General features: G+C 36.6%; 11 protein-coding genes and 1 pseudogene. 4 read left to right on the top strand and 8 right to left on the bottom strand.

From position 1 onward, the window contains the following. Window positions 1–343 precede the first annotated feature (343 nt). The 5 genes from PHO71_RS19255 to PHO71_RS19275 form a co-directional block, all read right to left on the bottom strand. Window positions 344–1072, bottom strand: a complete 729-nt coding sequence (locus tag PHO71_RS19255; RefSeq protein ID WP_300206457.1) for a DUF4998 domain-containing protein — start codon at window positions 1070–1072, stop codon at window positions 344–346. A 25-nt stretch (window positions 1073–1097) separates the two neighbouring features. Beyond that, window positions 1098–2375, bottom strand: coding sequence for a DUF4959 domain-containing protein (locus PHO71_RS19260; RefSeq protein WP_300206459.1), 1278 nt, complete (start codon window positions 2373–2375; stop codon window positions 1098–1100). A gap of 26 nt (window positions 2376–2401) precedes the next feature. Continuing rightward, on the bottom strand, window positions 2402–4384 hold the full coding sequence (locus tag PHO71_RS19265) for a RagB/SusD family nutrient uptake outer membrane protein (protein WP_300206461.1): 1983 nt from the start codon (window positions 4382–4384) through the stop codon (window positions 2402–2404). A gap of 12 nt (window positions 4385–4396) precedes the next feature. Beyond that, complete coding sequence (locus tag PHO71_RS19270) at window positions 4397–7531, bottom strand: TonB-dependent receptor (RefSeq protein ID WP_300206462.1); 3135 nt, start codon at window positions 7529–7531, stop codon at window positions 4397–4399. Window positions 7532–8129: 598 nt separating this feature from the next. Then, entirely contained in the window at window positions 8130–9626 is a 1497-nt protein-coding gene (locus tag PHO71_RS19275; RefSeq protein WP_300206464.1) for a family 43 glycosylhydrolase, read from the bottom strand. A gap of 262 nt (window positions 9627–9888) precedes the next feature. Here PHO71_RS19275 and PHO71_RS19280 point away from each other — a divergent pair, with 262 nt between their 5' ends. The 4 genes and pseudogenes from PHO71_RS19280 to rsgA all read left to right on the top strand — a co-directional run bounded on the left by PHO71_RS19280 (window position 9889) and on the right by rsgA (window position 13305). Continuing rightward, on the top strand, window positions 9889–10980 hold the full coding sequence (locus tag PHO71_RS19280) for a GntR family transcriptional regulator (protein WP_300206466.1): 1092 nt from the start codon (window positions 9889–9891) through the stop codon (window positions 10978–10980). A gap of 531 nt (window positions 10981–11511) precedes the next feature. After that, window positions 11512–11652, top strand: a pseudogene (locus PHO71_RS26265) (EamA/RhaT family transporter); the annotation flags it as partial. A 51-nt stretch (window positions 11653–11703) separates the two neighbouring features. Beyond that, window positions 11704–12264, top strand: coding sequence for a ribosome recycling factor (gene frr, locus PHO71_RS19285; protein ID WP_300206468.1), 561 nt, complete (start codon window positions 11704–11706; stop codon window positions 12262–12264). Between the two features lie 108 nt (window positions 12265–12372). Next, window positions 12373–13305, top strand: coding sequence for a ribosome small subunit-dependent GTPase A (rsgA, locus tag PHO71_RS19290; RefSeq protein WP_300206470.1), 933 nt, complete (start codon window positions 12373–12375; stop codon window positions 13303–13305). A 518-nt stretch (window positions 13306–13823) separates the two neighbouring features. On the opposite strand, the gene PHO71_RS19295 is transcribed toward rsgA, so the two are convergent. From PHO71_RS19295 to PHO71_RS19305, 3 genes are read right to left on the bottom strand one after another with little or no spacing between them, the layout of a single operon-like run. Further along, window positions 13824–15518, bottom strand: coding sequence for a PKD-like family lipoprotein (locus tag PHO71_RS19295; RefSeq protein ID WP_300206472.1), 1695 nt, complete (start codon window positions 15516–15518; stop codon window positions 13824–13826). A 12-nt stretch (window positions 15519–15530) separates the two neighbouring features. Further along, on the bottom strand, window positions 15531–16253 hold the full coding sequence (locus tag PHO71_RS19300; RefSeq protein WP_300206474.1) for a DUF4843 domain-containing protein: 723 nt from the start codon (window positions 16251–16253) through the stop codon (window positions 15531–15533). 21 nt (window positions 16254–16274) lie between these two features. Next, window positions 16275–17747, bottom strand: a complete 1473-nt coding sequence (locus tag PHO71_RS19305; protein ID WP_300206476.1) for a RagB/SusD family nutrient uptake outer membrane protein — start codon at window positions 17745–17747, stop codon at window positions 16275–16277. Between the last annotated feature and the right edge of the window lie 8 nt (window positions 17748–17755).

Consider the following 17755-nt stretch of genomic DNA (forward strand, 5'->3'; position numbering starts at 1 on the left):
CGCTTCCAAATATGCGCTATTTAGCTTTATTTACCGTATCTGACCAAGAAATAGCTTTTATAACTATTTGAATTTTAATCAGTTTGCGCTACCTTTGCATATCTTTCTGAAACACTTTGTTTCATGCCTTGAAACAAAGTGTTCCGTACCTTGAAACAAAGTGTTCTATGCCTTAGAACAAAGTGTTCTAATACCTTGGAACAAAGTGTTTCGTACTTTAGAACTAACAGTTTCAAGCTACGGGCTGACCAAAAGTCCTTATGGTATATCTTTTAGACATATCTAAAGAATGAATTGATAACAACCTATCCGACTCTTTGGTCAGCCCGTTCAAAAACTTGCATTATTCTACCATTATTCTGGTCCTTCTATTGACCGGAACCGAATCCATAGTAACAATATCGCTTGAAATAGGATATACATAGGCTGTAAAATCAACATAATAAGTCGATCCCTTACTCAACTGAGGAGCAGGGAATGTCCATTCATTCACCCGATTCAAACTTGTTACGTTTGCATTTTTCAGACAACCTTTTGTTATAACTTCGCTTCCGTCTTCCGACATAATCTGATAATCTATATAACTATACTTACAGAAAGCCATACTGACCGCCGAAAGTCCCGCCCAATATACAGACGGTACTCCGTCTACTTTAACATAAGAACAGGTCGGTGGAACCAAATTATCCACTACAGTCTGAGAAATAGGTAAAGCTGTAATAGTGGCAGGAACCGAACGATTACCCGCATTATCCAAAGTATATACAGCAAAATCATATCCTGTACCGGCATCCAGCCCGTCTATCACAACAGAATCCATCATATGATCAAATACTTTCTGTTGCTTATCCGCTCCATACTCAATCAGAATTTGTTTTGACTTTTGATCTTTCGGAACATCCCAAGCCAATGCTATGCGTTCAAATCCAAGGTAACTCCGCAAAGCCACAACCTTACCGGAATAGTTATATTCCTGCAAATACTGTTTATAGTTATCATCCATATCTTCACAGCCAATGAGACCGGTAAATAACAACAAACTTCCAACGATATAAATATATTTACGTTTCATAATTATCTGTTTTTATTTAGATTGATCATTCACCTTCCAAACCATATAACGTGATCTCTGAACCTACAGACACCATTCTTTCCGAAAATCCTTTCATGGCTTTAAACCTCAAATAACGGAATGGCTTGGTATATTTCGTTTCTTTCGGGTACAAGATAAATTCGTGTCCGGCTATCGCCTCCTGGTCTGCTTCATACGAATCCGCCGGTTTAATGATTTTATATGTTCCTACGAATTCCCAGTCTGTTATACCGTCCGTCGGATCCTTATCGTCACTGATATATAGTTGGAATGTTTGCACATTCTCATTGCCATATTTGTCGGATAAACGTTGCCAGTATCGTACACGACTTCCTCTAACCGTGCGTCCCAAATCGATGAAATAAGAGTAAGGATAGCCCCATTCACCTGTATTGAAGATATTATAATTCTCCGGATTCAATTTATAAGTGACATCATCCCAGAATTTCTCAATACGACCTTCATAAGCAGCCGGTGGCGCGTTCCGCAGACTGTCTTTTGTGAAGGCCTCCATATACTCTTCATAAGGTTGCTGTTTGTCCGGATTCGGATCAATGTCATAATCCCAACGATTTCCATACAACTTTTGATTGGCAAGGAACGTCCATCCGGATTTACCCAAAGGAGCGTCTGAAAGGGGTTTCAATACTCCACAATCCTGTACTCCTGAAATGTTTCCGTACTGGTCTTTCACATAAGTAGAAACCGTATAATCCTTATTCTGCAAATTTTCCACCAAGAAAAAGCCATCTTTTGAGTTGGATGAAAGTACTTTCTCGGCAACTACTTCTCCATCATTCAGACGCACATATACGTCTACTGTTTGCTTCAACTCATTGGTCCACTCGGCAATCAATGCAGAGAAACCCGGGCGTATCTTCAATGTAGAAGCAACCATATTCGTATTCGCTTCCATCGGAGTGATGGTTTCGACTACCGGTGCGGATACGTTATCGTTACGGTCTACAGAGTAAAGTTTCACCTCATAGTCTTTCACCTGACCGAATCCTTCGATAAACAATGTGTCGGTATATGTACTACTCGTCTTAGATATTTTCTCACCGGAATCTACTGTATAGTCGGCACGTACATATAAGAAGTCCGGGTCATCCGGGATATCATATAAGAAATATCCTCCGCCGTAATTGGGAACAAAACGTACATTAGAGATTTGTCCCGGCGCTGCCTTATCCTTTCCCCCTTCATCGTCGTCCGAACAACTTGTAGTGGTCATAAACATTCCGCTTAAAAGCAACATTAAGCCATAATATATCTTTTTCATGTTCCTATTTATATTTAAGTGAATACTTATTTTCCCCATCCCGGATTCTGCACCAGATTAGGATTTTTGTTGATATCATTTAACGGAATCGGGAATAAATAATTCTTTGGAGTCTCCCATACGCGAGCTTGCAGTTCAGTCACCTGATAGAAGTCCTCATAAGTACGACCTGTACGGGCATTCCATCCTTTCACTGACGATACGAAGAATTCATCAGCACGTTTCCAACGGCAAAGGTCGAAATAACGATGTCCTTCAAATGAAAGTTCAATCAATCGTTCTGTCTGTATGATTTCCCGCAATCCTTCTTGTGTCTGGTGCTTATTCACATTCTTCACGATAGATGCATCGCTCCAAACGGTTTCTACTTTAGGCAAACCGGCTCTCTTCCGAACTTCGTTCAAATAATGATAAGCGTCTTCACCCGGTCCGTAATATTCGTTAGATGCTTCTGCATACAGCAGGTAAAGATCTGCCAAACGGATAATGGGATTCGGATAGCGAACCATACGAACTGCATATTCATTCAATGATTCAGGATGCACCAATTTCTTAATTGCAATACCCGACCAATAGAAATCATCCTGCTTCGTACCGTAACGTCCACCGGGGTATTGATCATATTTCATATGCATTTCCAGTTTGTTCTGATGATTACGCCAATAGGAGTTATCAACGGCAATCCAACTATAGAAACGTGGTTCGCGATTCAGGTATAGCTTAACAGTTTTCTCATTTGCCTGCATATAGCCCATATGATAAGTATCATCCGGAATAGTGACTATATCCAGACGGTTGTCATAATCAAAGGTCTGGTCTTCATTGATAGGTACTCCATTTTTTGTATAATACAACTCACCCATCCGATAAGAAGCGCACAGCCATTGCCAACTATATTCCGACATCCCCTGATTGTCCATACGGCGACATTGAGAAGCGTGTTGAAAAGTTCCTTGGTCGAAGCCACCAACATTTGAGTATCCCCATATTAATTCATCATTCCAAGGATCGACAATGGAATAACGATTATTATAACAATATTCTATAATCTCCGATTTCCCCCAGATGTCTTTATCAAAAAACTCGATATTCGCTCCACCTTCAGCATTATATTTATACAGTTTTTTGTTTCTTGCATGAGCCGCATCAATAGTAATCTTTATGGCATCCAACGCTTTCTTCCACTTCTCGTTATCTTTTTCCATCGGGAAAAACAACTCGCCATCCACATTTTTAAAGTTACTATAATATTCAGCATTTCCATTGAACAACGGACTGGCTTGAGTCACTAATACAACAGCCTTAATCGCCTTAGCAATCGTACGGTCTACCATTCCCAAAAATTCATTGGGACGATCGTCTTTCAGGTCTGTTTTCTCGTTTCCGTTTTCATCATACAATACCTCATCAATCAAATCAACCGCATATTTGAAACAAACATCTACCGGCTGACGTTTCAAACGTACTTCACTCGGTGAAGTGGAAGGTGTCAGGTTCTTGTCTACAATACAGATAGGACCATACAGACGAGTCAGATAGAAATGGTAAAAAGCTTTCAGTACCTTTACCTGCGCAATCCAGTCCTTCCTGTCCTCCTCTTTTATGTCTTTCACCAGATGAATATTCTCCAGGAATAGATTACAATAGCGGATACCTACATACAAAGAGGCCGCATTTTTATTTCCGTTCCAATAACATAAAAAAGGATCTTGTGCACTGTTCCATCCCTTCATCAGTTTTTCACCGGGCATACGGTCACGATGTCCTGCTTCACCTCCGTCCAGACGAACAATAAATTCATCTCCTGCAAGGTTCATAGAATTGTTAAGCCAACCGTAATTAGGCATATACTCATAGCAAGCCGCCAACGCTCCATAAGCTTGTTGCTGCGTCTCGAACATACTTTCCAACTCAATGGTATTATCCGGAACAATATTCAGATAATCGCAACTGCCCATCCCTAGGATGACAGCCATCGCTCCCATAATATGTTTTAATGAAAATCTCATTGCTACTACTTTTTAAAAATCTAATTGAACACCTACATTATACACTCGCTGCAAAGGATATCCCAGTCCGTTATCTCCCATTTCCGGGTCCCATAAATCAAACGAACTGAAACACAGTAAATTCAAGCCTGTGAAATAAAAACGTACATTACCCAATCCCACCTTATGTAAAGCATGTTTAGGCAAAGAATAGCCAAGTTCTACCGTTTTCAGACGGAGATAACGCCCGTCACGCAACCACCAGGTTGATTCTTTTTTATAGTTATTCGAATTATCCTGTGTAGTCAAACGAGGCCAGAATGCTTGGCTGACCGGATTGTTCTGACTCCAATGGTCATCAGCAATATAAGATACTACATTCCGGTAATTCCTGAACGGAGATATTTTATAAGGATCTATAAAGAAAGAAGAATGTCCCTGTCCCTGGAAAAAGAAGGAAATATCCCAATTCTTATATCCTGCCGACAAACCAAAACCATAACTCAACTCGGGTACTGACGGATAACCGATAGGAACCTTATCATTATCATTGATTATTCCATCATTATTGATATCCTTGTATTTGATATCTCCCGCCTGAGCTTTTGTTCCTAAACTCTGAACCGGAGAATTGGCTACATCATATTCATCAATAAACAGACGTTCGGCTATCAATCCCCATTGTTGCATCACCGGCCATCCTATAGTTCTCAGATATTCATCACGATAAGCGGGCTCTTCTCTTTCCGTAACCTTATTTTTCGCATAAGTAAAATTGAAACGGCCTGTAATCCAAGCATCTTTATTGATCGCATAATTTAGGTCGGCTGAGCCGTCCCATCCCCATGATTTTACTTCTCCAACATTTCCCCAAATATCATTTATAATTCCCATTGTTGCTGGGATATGTGCTCGTTTTTCATACACTTTCTCACGTTTTTCGAGGAAATAATCGAGTTGAATATCCAACATTCTCCATAAATTAAATTCTACACCAAGATTCTGTTTACGAGCAATCTCCCATGTGATTTCCGGATTAGCATAACGATTCACTTTCAATCCACTATAAGATGTCAGAAAATCTTTTCCCCATGTATATCCGCCTTCTCTCTTTATATCCGATAAAAAATAAAAACGATCTCTCGGATCCGAAATATTATCATTTCCTACTAAGCCGTATGAGTAGCGAAGTTTGAATTTATCCATTACCTTTGATAACGGTTGCCAGAAATCTTCATTCGAAATCATATAGCCTACCCCCATTGCAGGAAAAACACCCCAACGATGATCCGCATCAAACTTCTCAGAACCGTTATAAGTCACACTGGCCTCTGCCATGTATTTAGACTTATAAGCATAATTCGCACGAGCACGTACTGCTTGGTTACGCTGTGGCAATGTAACTTGAATACTTCCTTCTGCCGCTGTATTTTTATTTTCCTCCTGTGTATATACCAAGATGGCTCCCAATTCATGATCCTCATTAAATACATTGGCATAACTCAAGCCCGTTTCAAAATAAAAATGACTGTTAGCTGTACGGGTATTAGCAGGATCGCCCAGTACTCTAGTACCTTCTGCTATTTGTGACAAAGTATAGATATCAGACAGTTCATCATAATCTTTAATATTATAGAAATATGGATTATATGAACGGTTACTGTCATGTGAACTATCCGTCTTGATAGAAACTTTAGCATGAAAAGCAAGTCCTTCGGTTAAAAAGTCTAACTTCTGGTTGAGAGAAAATTGCGACAAGATATTACTTGAAAACCCATCCTTATATCCCTTCACCATATCAGCATACGGATTGGCCATACTGTTACGAGGATTCATTCCAAACAGTACATGCTCATCAAAACGATGTTGCTCGTCCGTCATATAATATTTAGGAAATTCGACCGGATTAGCATCCATTACCCTATTAAAAATATCATTCGCCTGAACCGAAGGACCCGTATAATTCTGAAAACGAGAATTCATATTAACCTCAAAAGAAGTCGTTTTTGTCAATTGCAGATTGACTTTTGCCGTTACATCATAGGTACCGATATTAATGTTATTCTGAAAATTATTCTTTTTTTCATTCTTCAAGATACCGGTTTCATTGGTATAAGCAGCGGCCAAATAGTATTGAATATCCTTGCTACCACCACTTACATTCAAATAATAATATTGATTATATGTAAAGTTATTAAATAACTCATCATACCAGTTCACATTAGGATAAGCATACGGATTGACTCCATTAATCGTATTCTGAATTTTTTGTGCTTCATAATAAGGAGGTAACAGAGGGTTATCATTAAACTGTGCTTCATTATATAGTTTCATATAAGTAACGCCATCAGCTGTTTCAGGAATTTTAGTAGGCGTAGAGAAACGTGATTCATGACGGAAAGACACACGTGGTTTGCCTTCCTTTCCTTTTTTAGTTGTCACCATAATAACGCCATTTGCACCTTTCGATCCATAAAGTGCGGCAGCAGTCGCATCCTTTAAAATTGAGAATTGTTCGATATTATCGGGTTGTATACGAGCCAAATCATCAGCCGAAATCTCAAAACCATCCAATAAAATCAAAGGAGAAGATGAATAACCGAAAGTAGTCACACCGCGTACAAAAAACTCAGCATTGTCTTTACCCGGCTCTCCACTTTTCTGATAAGAAATAACTCCTGCCAACCGCCCGGCCAAAGCTGCCGTTAAGTTTCCGGTTGGAAGTTTAAGTTCTTTGGGATCAATGGTTTCAATAGCCGAAGTCATACTTTCCTTCTTTTGCTTTCCAAAGGCAACAACGGTCACATCTTGCAGCTCATTAGCCTTCGTTTCCAGTTTCACGACTAAAGACTTTTTATCGCCAATAGTGATTAACTTTGATTCATACCCCACATAAGAAATAAGTAGTTTGTCTGTCGGCAATACTTCAATCTCAAATTTTCCATCCAAATCAGTAATAACACCTTTAGTGGATTTGTCTACCTGAACGGTAACTCCCGGAAGAGGGGAATCCAGTTCATCAAACACAACGCCTGTCACTTTCAACGGTTCTTGATCAGTTGCCGCCAGCACCTGACTAAAAACGGAAGTCCCCGCAATACAAAGTAACAGCAAAAACAGTTTAAGAATACCGACCGATTCTTTTTTCGTGTTTTTAGAATGTTCCATAATTCTACATTTAATGATTAACGATAGGTTTATAATTGAAAAATTACATTGTCTTTAGCATCAAAAGCATTTTATTTTTGATGCCGGTTCAACCAATTTAGTTCCGATTTTCGCAGATCAAAACAGAAAATAAATATTAAGTACTATTCATAATAATAATGTTTTTATAGTTCAGATATTAGTTATCAGCTCGGTGCAAATCTATGAAATGTGTACCCATCGAAATATAATTTTTATTTCAAAAGCTATCAAAAATGATACTTTGCCCTAACATTTACATCTTATTTTCCGCCAATATGTAAATTATATAAGATCAGAATATTTACATTAAGTATATCATTGCCATTAATTTAGAGTATGACAGTATTTGTCATTCTTCACTTCCTTACCAATAACGAAATGATTATCTCTGTCATTAGCTTCGCTCAAAACAACTTTTGATTTTTATATTACGGTATAGTCAAACGACCACAGAAAGGAAAAATCTCGTCTTTGTGTGTACAGAAGAGCAGATCCTTCAACAAGTTCAGGATGACAGATGCTACCAGACTATGAAGTATAAGTACCTACAAAAATTACCCTAAAAACAATCTTTACTTCAATTCCCCCAAACCGTATTATCCCATCGACTAATCTTAATATCTTCAATTACCGCACTTCCGTTTTTAATAAAGAAGAAAAGTTTCTGCCCTTTTTTCTCTGGCAAGCGATTTATTATAGACCTTTTTCCATTAATATTCATATCAATAAACTCATCTTTCAATATCACATCCAGAATAATTGTTCCCCTTAAATCTTTTACGGCATTTATTCCGGTATTATAAATAAAAGCGCTCTCCTTATTAACATTCAGTTCGACTTTATATCCTCTTTCTCTTTTATCTGTAGCTCTTACAAACAGACCAACTTCATCATAGTTGCTCAACGTTCTTATTTTCATTGTAATGCGATAGTTCACCGGTAAATCAGAAAGAGAAGCCACACTGGTTCCATTAGGAGAATTTAGAGTCAATTTCCCATTCGAATATGAAACAGCTTTACTGTTTTCAGGAAATTCAAATTTTGGCATTTCAATAGGAGTGACAGGAGGCAGAGATTCCGATAAGAATTTTGTATTTAATGTCCCGTCCGGTTCTTGCACAACTTCCCGCAAAAGCATATTTCCACCCCAAATTGGTCCGTCAAAATCCTTATTATTACTTCTACAAGGCATATACGCCACTGCTATTCTCCGATTATCTTTGTATTCTGCTGTTTTATATACACTTGCCCATGATTCTACAAAAGCCTGAGTAGTAGGATATTCCCACGGTCCATAAGAATTTCTTGATTTAACGTAATAGGTATCACCACCTATGCTATATAATAAGTAATACCAACCGTTCCAATAAAAATAATCGGAACATTCAGGAGTAGCTACCTGACCTTTCAATGGTGAATCAATTTCCCGCCAATCTTTTAAATTGCTGGACACGAGATGTACCAGATATCCTCCGAAACCTTCTAATTCAGGTTCTTTTTCATAACCGGAAATAAACAAGTGATAGGTTCCTTTATTATCTTTAAAAACTTTAGGATCGCGAAAATCCCGACTAACACATTCTTTCGGAGCATAATAAAATGGATTAGGTTGTTGCTTTACATATGTTACCCCTCCGTCTTCACTCATAGCATAACTTAGTTGTTCATGTACTTTCCCGTCATCATCCTGCACCCGCGTTGAATAGAAAGCATAAAATTTACCATTATCTGCAAGTACAGAACCCGTACAAATTGATTTTTCCCAATCTTCATCAACTCCCACAGCTACAGGATAATGTTTCCATTCCACAAGATCTTTCGAAGTACTTAATGCCCATTGGTGTCCGCCCAAACCTCCTAAACCGGCATGATGTCCCTCATCCAGCAACCAATAGATATAAAATGTACCTTTATGATAATAAGGCATACAATCACCAGTGAACAGATGTTCTTCTGTAGGCTTGAAATACTGAATATTCGTTTTTCTTTGAATAGAGGGATTATAATCCTTTGCTACTTGTGCAAAAGTATTCGCAGAAAATAAAAGAAGAATCAATGGTAGTTTCATTTTCATAATATTATCTTTTTAGGTGTTTGTAAACTATCTGCTCGCAAATATAAATCATATTTTCACATTATACAAACATATATGTAATATTTTTAAATAAAATATCAAATTTATTAGATACATATATGTAACAATATAGATTACATAACACTTAATCCAATTAAAAACAAGTTTAATATCATTTCAGGATTTATTCTGATATGTAAAGCTGCAAATCCGCAAAATCTTATTATATTTGCACTATTATATCATAGCAAAGCCCGTTACAATGAAAACAAAATTAAGTTTCAAATCAATATACAGTATAGTAAAAAAGGATATTTTAAATAGTACATACCCCACAGGTTCTTTACTACCAACAGAACTGACGCTTGCTGAGCAATATTCCGTTTCAAGGCCGACTATAGCAAAAGTTTACAACCAATTACAAACCGAAGGTTACATTACGAAAAAAAAAGGTCTTGGTACGATTGTAAATTACAAACAGACTTCCAACTCGTTTACATTCGGATTACTTCTTCCCGGAGCAGGTGAATCTGAAATATTTTCCATCATCAACGATCAGTTATTACAGCAATCGGAAATCTGCAACTTTAAATGCTTATGGGAAGGTGCAACCGCAAGTAATGCGGATATCAGAAGGGAATTAATTGACGGATGCTGTGACGACTATATAAGTAAAAAAGTAGATGGCATATTCTTTTCTCCTTTAGAAAGAGTAGCAGATGCGAATGAGATAAATATTCGTATTTGCGAAAAAACGAAAGAAGCGGGAATTCCAATTATTCTAATAGACAGAGATATTTTCAAGTTTCCCCAGAGAAGCAACCTGGATATTGTTTGTTTGGACAATTTCAGTGCTGGTTGTGTCATGGCTCAACACCTGATAGAACAAGGATGTACTCATATTCATTTTTTCCACAGACCGGATTCTGCTTATTCTGTCGATATGCGTTTAATAGGAATAAAAGAGGTGATGCAGCAAAATAAATTGCCATTCAACGATCAGAATATTCATTGTGGTAACCCGGAGGATCTGGATTTCGTGAAACAAATACAAGTTATTCCCGGAAAAACAGGAATTATTTGTGCAAATGATTCCACCGCCGCAGTTTTAATGTCGTCTCTTACAGAGGCCGGTTGGAAGATTTCTTCGGACCTCCTCATTTGTGGTTATGACAACATGAAATACTCCATGCATTTGAAGCACTCATTGACCTCTTTTAAACAACCCTGCGAAGAAATAGCAAATGTCAGTGTTGAGTTAATGTTAAGAAGAGTCAAAAACAAGACAGTATTTCCGGTGACCGTAAATCTTGCCGGTGAGATTATAATCCGTGATTCAAGCAAGTTTATCTGATAAGAAATCTTGTGATAATTAAAAAAGCAACAAACTTTATCCCTGTGCTGCAGAATTCACATTGTTGAAGCTACTGATTATTGATAAGTTGTGCGCCTCGATAGAATTATCGGGGCGCTTTCTATTGATAAGCATACCAAATTTTAATGGGCTTATAAGCAATTCTTTTTCATTAGTATCCAAATACTGTTTGACACCCGGGTGTCAAACATACCAAGACCCGGGTGTCAAGCATACTGACACCCGGATGTCGAACTGCACGAGACCCGGGTGTCATACAACCTTCCGCTACTACAAAAAAAGAACTCCATTACTAGAAAACAAATATTTGAGTATGAGTCGAATAATTTGAGTAAAGTAATGCTATGTCACAGATCATTTTATATAAATAAAAGTTGAACTGATAGTATATAAAAGATTAAATTATGCGATCAGCATCATAAACGTTTTTTTATCATTCTCGAACTCTGTACTTTTGTACTCTCACTATCATTTTTAGTCCCTAAAAACTGTGAAAACTGTATTTTGGGAGGAGTTCTTTTATTCAATGAGAAATTTACTCCGCAATTAATAAACAGTATTTTAATAAATATGATTGCAGTTACCAGGATTATCATTGGCAAGACGCTTATAAAAAAGATGAGTATGATGTTGCAGATAAATAAAAAATAGTATACTTTTGCTAATTGATCAAACAAATAGCAACTTTTAAATATCAAAAATATGGTAGACGTAAAGACTTGTCTTGGCAATGCACAAGAAAAAATGGATATGGCTATAATGTATCTGGAAGAAGCATTGGCACATATCCGCGCCGGAAAAGCGAGTACACGATTGTTGGATGGTATCCGTGTAGATTCTTATGGAAGTATGGTGCCTATCAGTAACGTAGCAGCCGTAAATACTCCGGATGCGCGTAGTATCACCATCAAGCCTTGGGACAAAGCAATGTTTCGTATCATCGAAAAAGCAATTATTGATTCTGATCTAGGCATTATGCCCGAAAATAACGGTGAGATTATTCGTATCGGTATTCCTCCTCTAACCGAAGAACGTCGTAGACTATTGGCTAAACAGTGTAAAGGTGAAGGTGAAACTGCTAAAATAAGTGTACGTAATGCACGTCGCGACGGCATTGATGCTCTAAAGAAAGCTGTTAAAGACGGTTTAGCTGAAGATGAACAAAAGAATGCTGAAGAAAAACTGCAAAAAATACATGATAAGTATATCAAGCAGATTGATGATCTGTTGGCTGAAAAAGATAAAGAGATAATGACAGTTTAAATAAAGAATGAAGAATGAAGGATTAATACAGCGTGTTTCTATAACACATCACAATCCTTCATTCTTCTTTTTTAGTTCCTCATTTTTAACGTTTTTCATTTTTAATTTATGAGAGGATTAGTAATCAAAAATACGGGAAGTTGGTATCAAGTCAAAACTGATGATGGCCAATTTATCGAATGCAAAATCAAAGGAAATTTCCGACTAAAGGGTATCCGAAGCACTAATCCCGTTGCGGTAGGCGACCGTGTTCAGATTATACTCAACCAGGAAGGAACTGCTTTTATCAATGAAATAGAGGATAGGAAAAACTACATTGTCCGCCGTTCCTCTAATCTTTCCAAACAATCTCATATCCTTGCCGCTAATCTCGATCAATGTATGTTGATAGTAACGGTGAATTATCCCGAAACTTCCACTATTTTCATAGATCGTTTTCTTGCATCTGCAGAAGCATATCGAGTACCGGTCAAATTGATATTCAATAAGGTTGATGCTTATAATGAGGACGAACTCCATTATATGGACGCACTTATCAATTTATATACTTATATTGGATACCCCTGCTTCAAAGTATCTGCAAAAGAGGATATCGGAGTAGATATTATAAAAAAAGAATTACAAGGAAAAATTACTCTTTTCTCCGGACATTCAGGGGTAGGCAAATCTACGCTTATTAATGCAATCTTACCGGAAGTTGATGCCAAGACAGGTAAAATCTCTACTTATCATAATAAAGGTATGCATACAACTACTTTCTCTGAAATGTTCCCTGTTGATGGAGATGGTTATATCATCGACACTCCCGGAATCAAAGGATTTGGCACCTTTGATATGGAGGAAGAAGAGATTGGACATTATTTCCCTGAGATATTCAAGGCTTCTGCAGAATGTAAATATGGGAATTGTACTCATCGGCATGAACCAGGGTGTGCAGTGCGCAAGGCGGTAGAGGAACATCTTATCAGTGAGTCACGATATACTTCTTATTTGAATATGTTGGAGGATAAGGAGGAGGGAAAGTATCGGGCGGCGTACTAAGAATTATAGATACACTTTATCAAATGAAAGCTTTCTCTCATATCGGTTTGCTCCCTGAAAGCATATAACAGTTACTGTCTCCAAGACTAAACATGGCGTGTAGTCGATAAATGATGCCTGCAAATTAAGCACTGTTAAGTTCACTTTATATTCTCATGACGGCGATGCGATCATAATAGAATATAGTCACATTAATAATATTGCAGCAACTTGTAAGTTATAATAAATTACTACAACTGCTGCTGTACAAATGAAAGCTGAGACCCAAGGACTGATATTAGCACAAATAATACATTGGTTATATACTCTAAACTATAATTATAGCCATTTTTTATAGGATAGTTTATCGAATCTTTACCTATAAACGACTCTAAAATTTAGTAGAACTAATGGAACTTCTCAAAATAAAAATCGCTATAGCCTTTTTTCTAGTTGCTATAGCGATTTCTATTATAACACCGATATTTAAAAGTTATCTTACAAATAAGATAAATCTTGTTTATCTGTTAAATATATAATTATTTCCAGCTGTCCAAATTTGGGCTCTTAACACTATAGATGAGATCAATAGGTTCTCCCAAATTAAGCCCTGTAGATTTCCAGACACGTCCATTCCAATTAGAATAGTTAGCATTTCTTAAAGAAAGAACTTCAAAACTTCCATCTTTCAAAGCAACTCCCATATACTCTCCCCAGTAATGACTACTATTAATACCTGCCATAAAAGCTATTTCAGCATCGAAAGAACATAATAATCTCGGATTTTTATTATCAGGCTTATCACTTAAAGGAGTTGCACGATTATAAACATACAAATTCTGTCCTTGAGCTATTAATGTCAAAAATCCATAGAAACCATATCCCAAATAACGGGTGGGTAAAGTAAATATTTTATTTTCTGGTTTATTAAACAAATCAAAGACGTTTCCTGTGAGTTCTTTAAATTCGATTGAAACCACCTTACTTCCACCAGTTCCATCCTCTGCAAACAACTGCATCACCGGAGCTTCATATTGTTGCTGCAAAGCAAATTTATAATGATATAACTTTCCATTTTGAGGATCCTTTAATACTGCAAAATAGTGGGTTACTAATCCATCACCATAAGAATTAAATTCGGTTTTATAAGAAGCTAAATGGCGCACTTCATAATTTTTGAACGCATCTTCAATAGTAGGAACTTTATCCGGCCAAACTGCATTTTTAGCCAATTTAGAAGATACTTCCTCAATCTTGCCTAATGTATAGTTTTCACCATAATAATCTTTAAAATCCCAAATCATTAACAATCGCTTCTTGTTTTTGTCATACAACAAACAGTGTTGAGAAGATAAGTGACTTGGAATAAATTCGATATCACGCAACTCTTCTTTATCAAACATCAAAGGCGTCGGCAAAAACTGATCTATATGAAAAAATTCATTACTAGATTTGATGCGAGAATACAAACGTCCTTCTCTGTCTTTAATCAAATTAAGAAATTGCATAAAATAAATATCTGAAACCATAAGTCCACTAGGCAGAGCCCCACCAAACATATCCTGAAGTTCTGTATCTACTTTTTGAAAAGTACTCGGTTCCACTTCTACCGTTTGATCAGGAGCTACAAACATTAATTGATTTATAGGGTCCTTATCGGTTGCATTTACCAAATTCAGACAAAAATGCTCATGTAGTTTAAAAGTAGCAGAAGGTAATAATTCGCCATTATTTTCTAACGAGTAAATATCCTGTTCCGGAATATATGTTCTTTTGCCATCCTCATCTTCAGCTTCCTTAATCATATGCACACATACTTTGCCATCTTTCTTAGCTAACACAAAATATCCATACGTATCATATTTTCGCTTCACTTTTAAAGTATAGTCTCGTCTATATACCAGATCGTTATCCAAATCTGTAATCTCAAGTATCAAATTATCACTAGCAATGGTAGTATAACGATCAGAAACCCATTCTAGTATAGGACTGGTACTAATAACTTCTCCCTCCAATGTCCAAGTATAAACAAGATTCATTCGGGGATTTTCTTTCGAATATGTTATATCTGGAGTTATCTTCACCGTTGCTCCTATCGTTACTGAGAAAGGGTTTTCTTTAGCAATTTCAATTTCAGTTAAATCCTTGTAATCATAATTGCCCTTATCATCATAACATGCAGACAACAAGCCTAATAAACTAATGCTTATAAATAATGATTGTATTGTTCTCATTGACAAATAAATTTAATATATAACAACAGTTATCAGAGAGCCAGTGGCACTATCTATCCATTGATTAGCCTCAATATCTTCTCTAAATTTAAGTACCATTTTTCGAATTTCAGTAGAACTGTAACCTGTTAAATCAGAAACTTTGGAACTTTCCATAAAATATGTATATTTATCATCAGTGTATTCTCCCAGATAAAAAGATGTAATACGATCATCCCACCACTCTGGCTTACTTATCATATCACTAAAGTTTATAGTGAATGATAAAGATTCAACTGGAATATAATTAAAGTCCGTATCTCCAATATAATGAGATAGTCCAAAATTCTCATTCGGAACTAACCGAATAGTGAGTCCAACTTGTTCTACGGCAAGATGAGCTGTTCTATGTAGTATGACACGAACATAATCTTCCCATACACCTGCATGAAATACTTGTTCCGATACAAGCGTATAATCTTCTGGCAAAGCTGTTGTTTTTTCCTTTACAACTTCTACTTTATACTTTTTGTCTTCTTCTAAAAGTTGTCCATTCAACTTTACCAAAAAGAGAGCCTCACAATTATCTACATCAAGATGATGCCGGAATGAATAAAAGGGAGGTGCTTGGTCACTCCCCAACGATGGTATGTAAAGCGTTCGTTCAGATTGATCGTATTTCATCAAATCTTCTTGAGTACATGAAACAAAAAGAAGTAGAAAAAAACTCATGCTCCATATATATATATTTTTCATAATCGTTTTTATTTTAATGAATTATAGAGTTTCATTTTGAGGATATGGTAACACAAAACTTTCGGGTTTAAATCCTCTTTTAGGAGGTACATTTAGTCGCTTAAAATAGTAAAACAATTGTCCTTCTCCCATAAATTCACGCCTAGCCTCCTTAATAAGTTCTGTTTTAAACCAATCACTGCTTGAACTATCTACTATATCAGTAGCACAACCGTGACCACGACGTATAACAGCAATTTCTTCTACAGCCTTATTCTTATATGCTTTACTTTGTTCATTATCGGTAGCTTCTTCGGCCAAATTATTATAATAAGCGGCACGAATATGATACATTTCTCCTAATCGAAGCATTGGAATCATATCTTTTGCATACTTGGACAACGTTCCATCGGCCACCAAATACTTCGTGCAATAATAATACCATCCATCTGCTGCAATTACCTTTCCACGGATGTCTCCCGAATCATCATCGAACCAATCACCCTTAGGGTTATAGGAATATAAATTTAGAGAATTAGCATAACGATAATTTTGATAATTATCCGCCAACATTTGATTAGAAAGACAAAACAGAAGTTCATCATACATTTTATTATTACCCTGACCAAATTCGCTTGAATTTGTAAAGTCAAACAATGACGAACCATATTTATCACTTATTGCATTTATTACAAGTTCCGTTTCATCAAAAGCTTCTTTGTACATTCCACGATACAAATAAACACGTGCTAACATACCACAAATAGCATAGTAATTCAATCGATAACCACGATACGCAAAAAATAAATCATTCGGTTTTTCAGTTGTTGTAATACCTTGATGATCATTTTTAAATCGCACACCGACTTCCATCCAAGATGAACGCGGAATATCAAAACGTCCCACCAAATCTTTTGCATCTTTTAAATCTACCGTTACTTTTCGCAATAATTCTTCACTCGTTATATATTCTTTAAATGTGCAAGGATAAATATCTACATAAGGAAGATATTTTTTCCCGTCTTCCTTCGCTGGAGCAAATAAACGATACATGTCAAAATGCAATATTGCACGAAGTGCCAAAGCTTCTCCTTCAATTAATAATCTTTCTTCTTCACCTTTTATAAAAGTAGTAGCAGATTCTTTACTAACTCGCTGAATCAAATTATTGCAGTTTGCTATGCAATTATAAGTTTTTGACCACATATCCTGAACTACAGGATAAATTTGACTTCCTGTATATTTATACGTACTAAAATAATCCTCATTGGTTCCATATTTCGGTGAGTAATATTGTGCCATAGCATCTAAAGCTCCCCAAGTAAGTTCTTTTCCATACATACTTGAGTTAGACATTTGCCGATAAATCCCATTCAAAGCATTTCGGTATCCACCACCTGTCTCAAATAGTTGATCGTCTTCGGTAGTATCTTGTGGTTGTATGTCTAACCAATCACTACAAGCCGTCAGCACAAAAATCGAAATCAGACCTACAAAATAACTATATATTCTCATATTGGTAA

The organism is Bacteroides sp., from assembly GCF_028690125.1.
Classification (GTDB): Bacteria; Bacteroidota; Bacteroidia; order Bacteroidales; family Bacteroidaceae; genus Bacteroides.

Excerpts from the sequence above, each read along its gene's own strand:
- PHO71_RS19255 (WP_300206457.1), bottom strand. The coding sequence starts at position 1,072 with ATGAAACGTAAATATATTTATATCGTTGGAAGTTTGTTGTTATTTACC.
- PHO71_RS19260 (WP_300206459.1), bottom strand. The coding sequence starts at position 2,375 with ATGAAAAAGATATATTATGGCTTAATGTTGCTTTTAAGCGGAATGTTT.
- PHO71_RS19265 (WP_300206461.1), bottom strand. The coding sequence starts at position 4,384 with ATGAGATTTTCATTAAAACATATTATGGGAGCGATGGCTGTCATCCTA.
- PHO71_RS19270 (WP_300206462.1), bottom strand. The coding sequence starts at position 7,531 with ATGGAACATTCTAAAAACACGAAAAAAGAATCGGTCGGTATTCTTAAA.
- PHO71_RS19275 (WP_300206464.1), bottom strand. The coding sequence starts at position 9,626 with ATGAAAATGAAACTACCATTGATTCTTCTTTTATTTTCTGCGAATACT.
- PHO71_RS19280 (WP_300206466.1), top strand. The coding sequence starts at position 9,889 with ATGAAAACAAAATTAAGTTTCAAATCAATATACAGTATAGTAAAAAAG.
- frr (WP_300206468.1), top strand. The coding sequence starts at position 11,704 with ATGGTAGACGTAAAGACTTGTCTTGGCAATGCACAAGAAAAAATGGAT.
- rsgA (WP_300206470.1), top strand. The coding sequence starts at position 12,373 with ATGAGAGGATTAGTAATCAAAAATACGGGAAGTTGGTATCAAGTCAAA.
- PHO71_RS19295 (WP_300206472.1), bottom strand. The coding sequence starts at position 15,518 with ATGAGAACAATACAATCATTATTTATAAGCATTAGTTTATTAGGCTTG.
- PHO71_RS19300 (WP_300206474.1), bottom strand. The coding sequence starts at position 16,253 with ATGAAAAATATATATATATGGAGCATGAGTTTTTTTCTACTTCTTTTT.
- PHO71_RS19305 (WP_300206476.1), bottom strand. The coding sequence starts at position 17,747 with ATGAGAATATATAGTTATTTTGTAGGTCTGATTTCGATTTTTGTGCTG.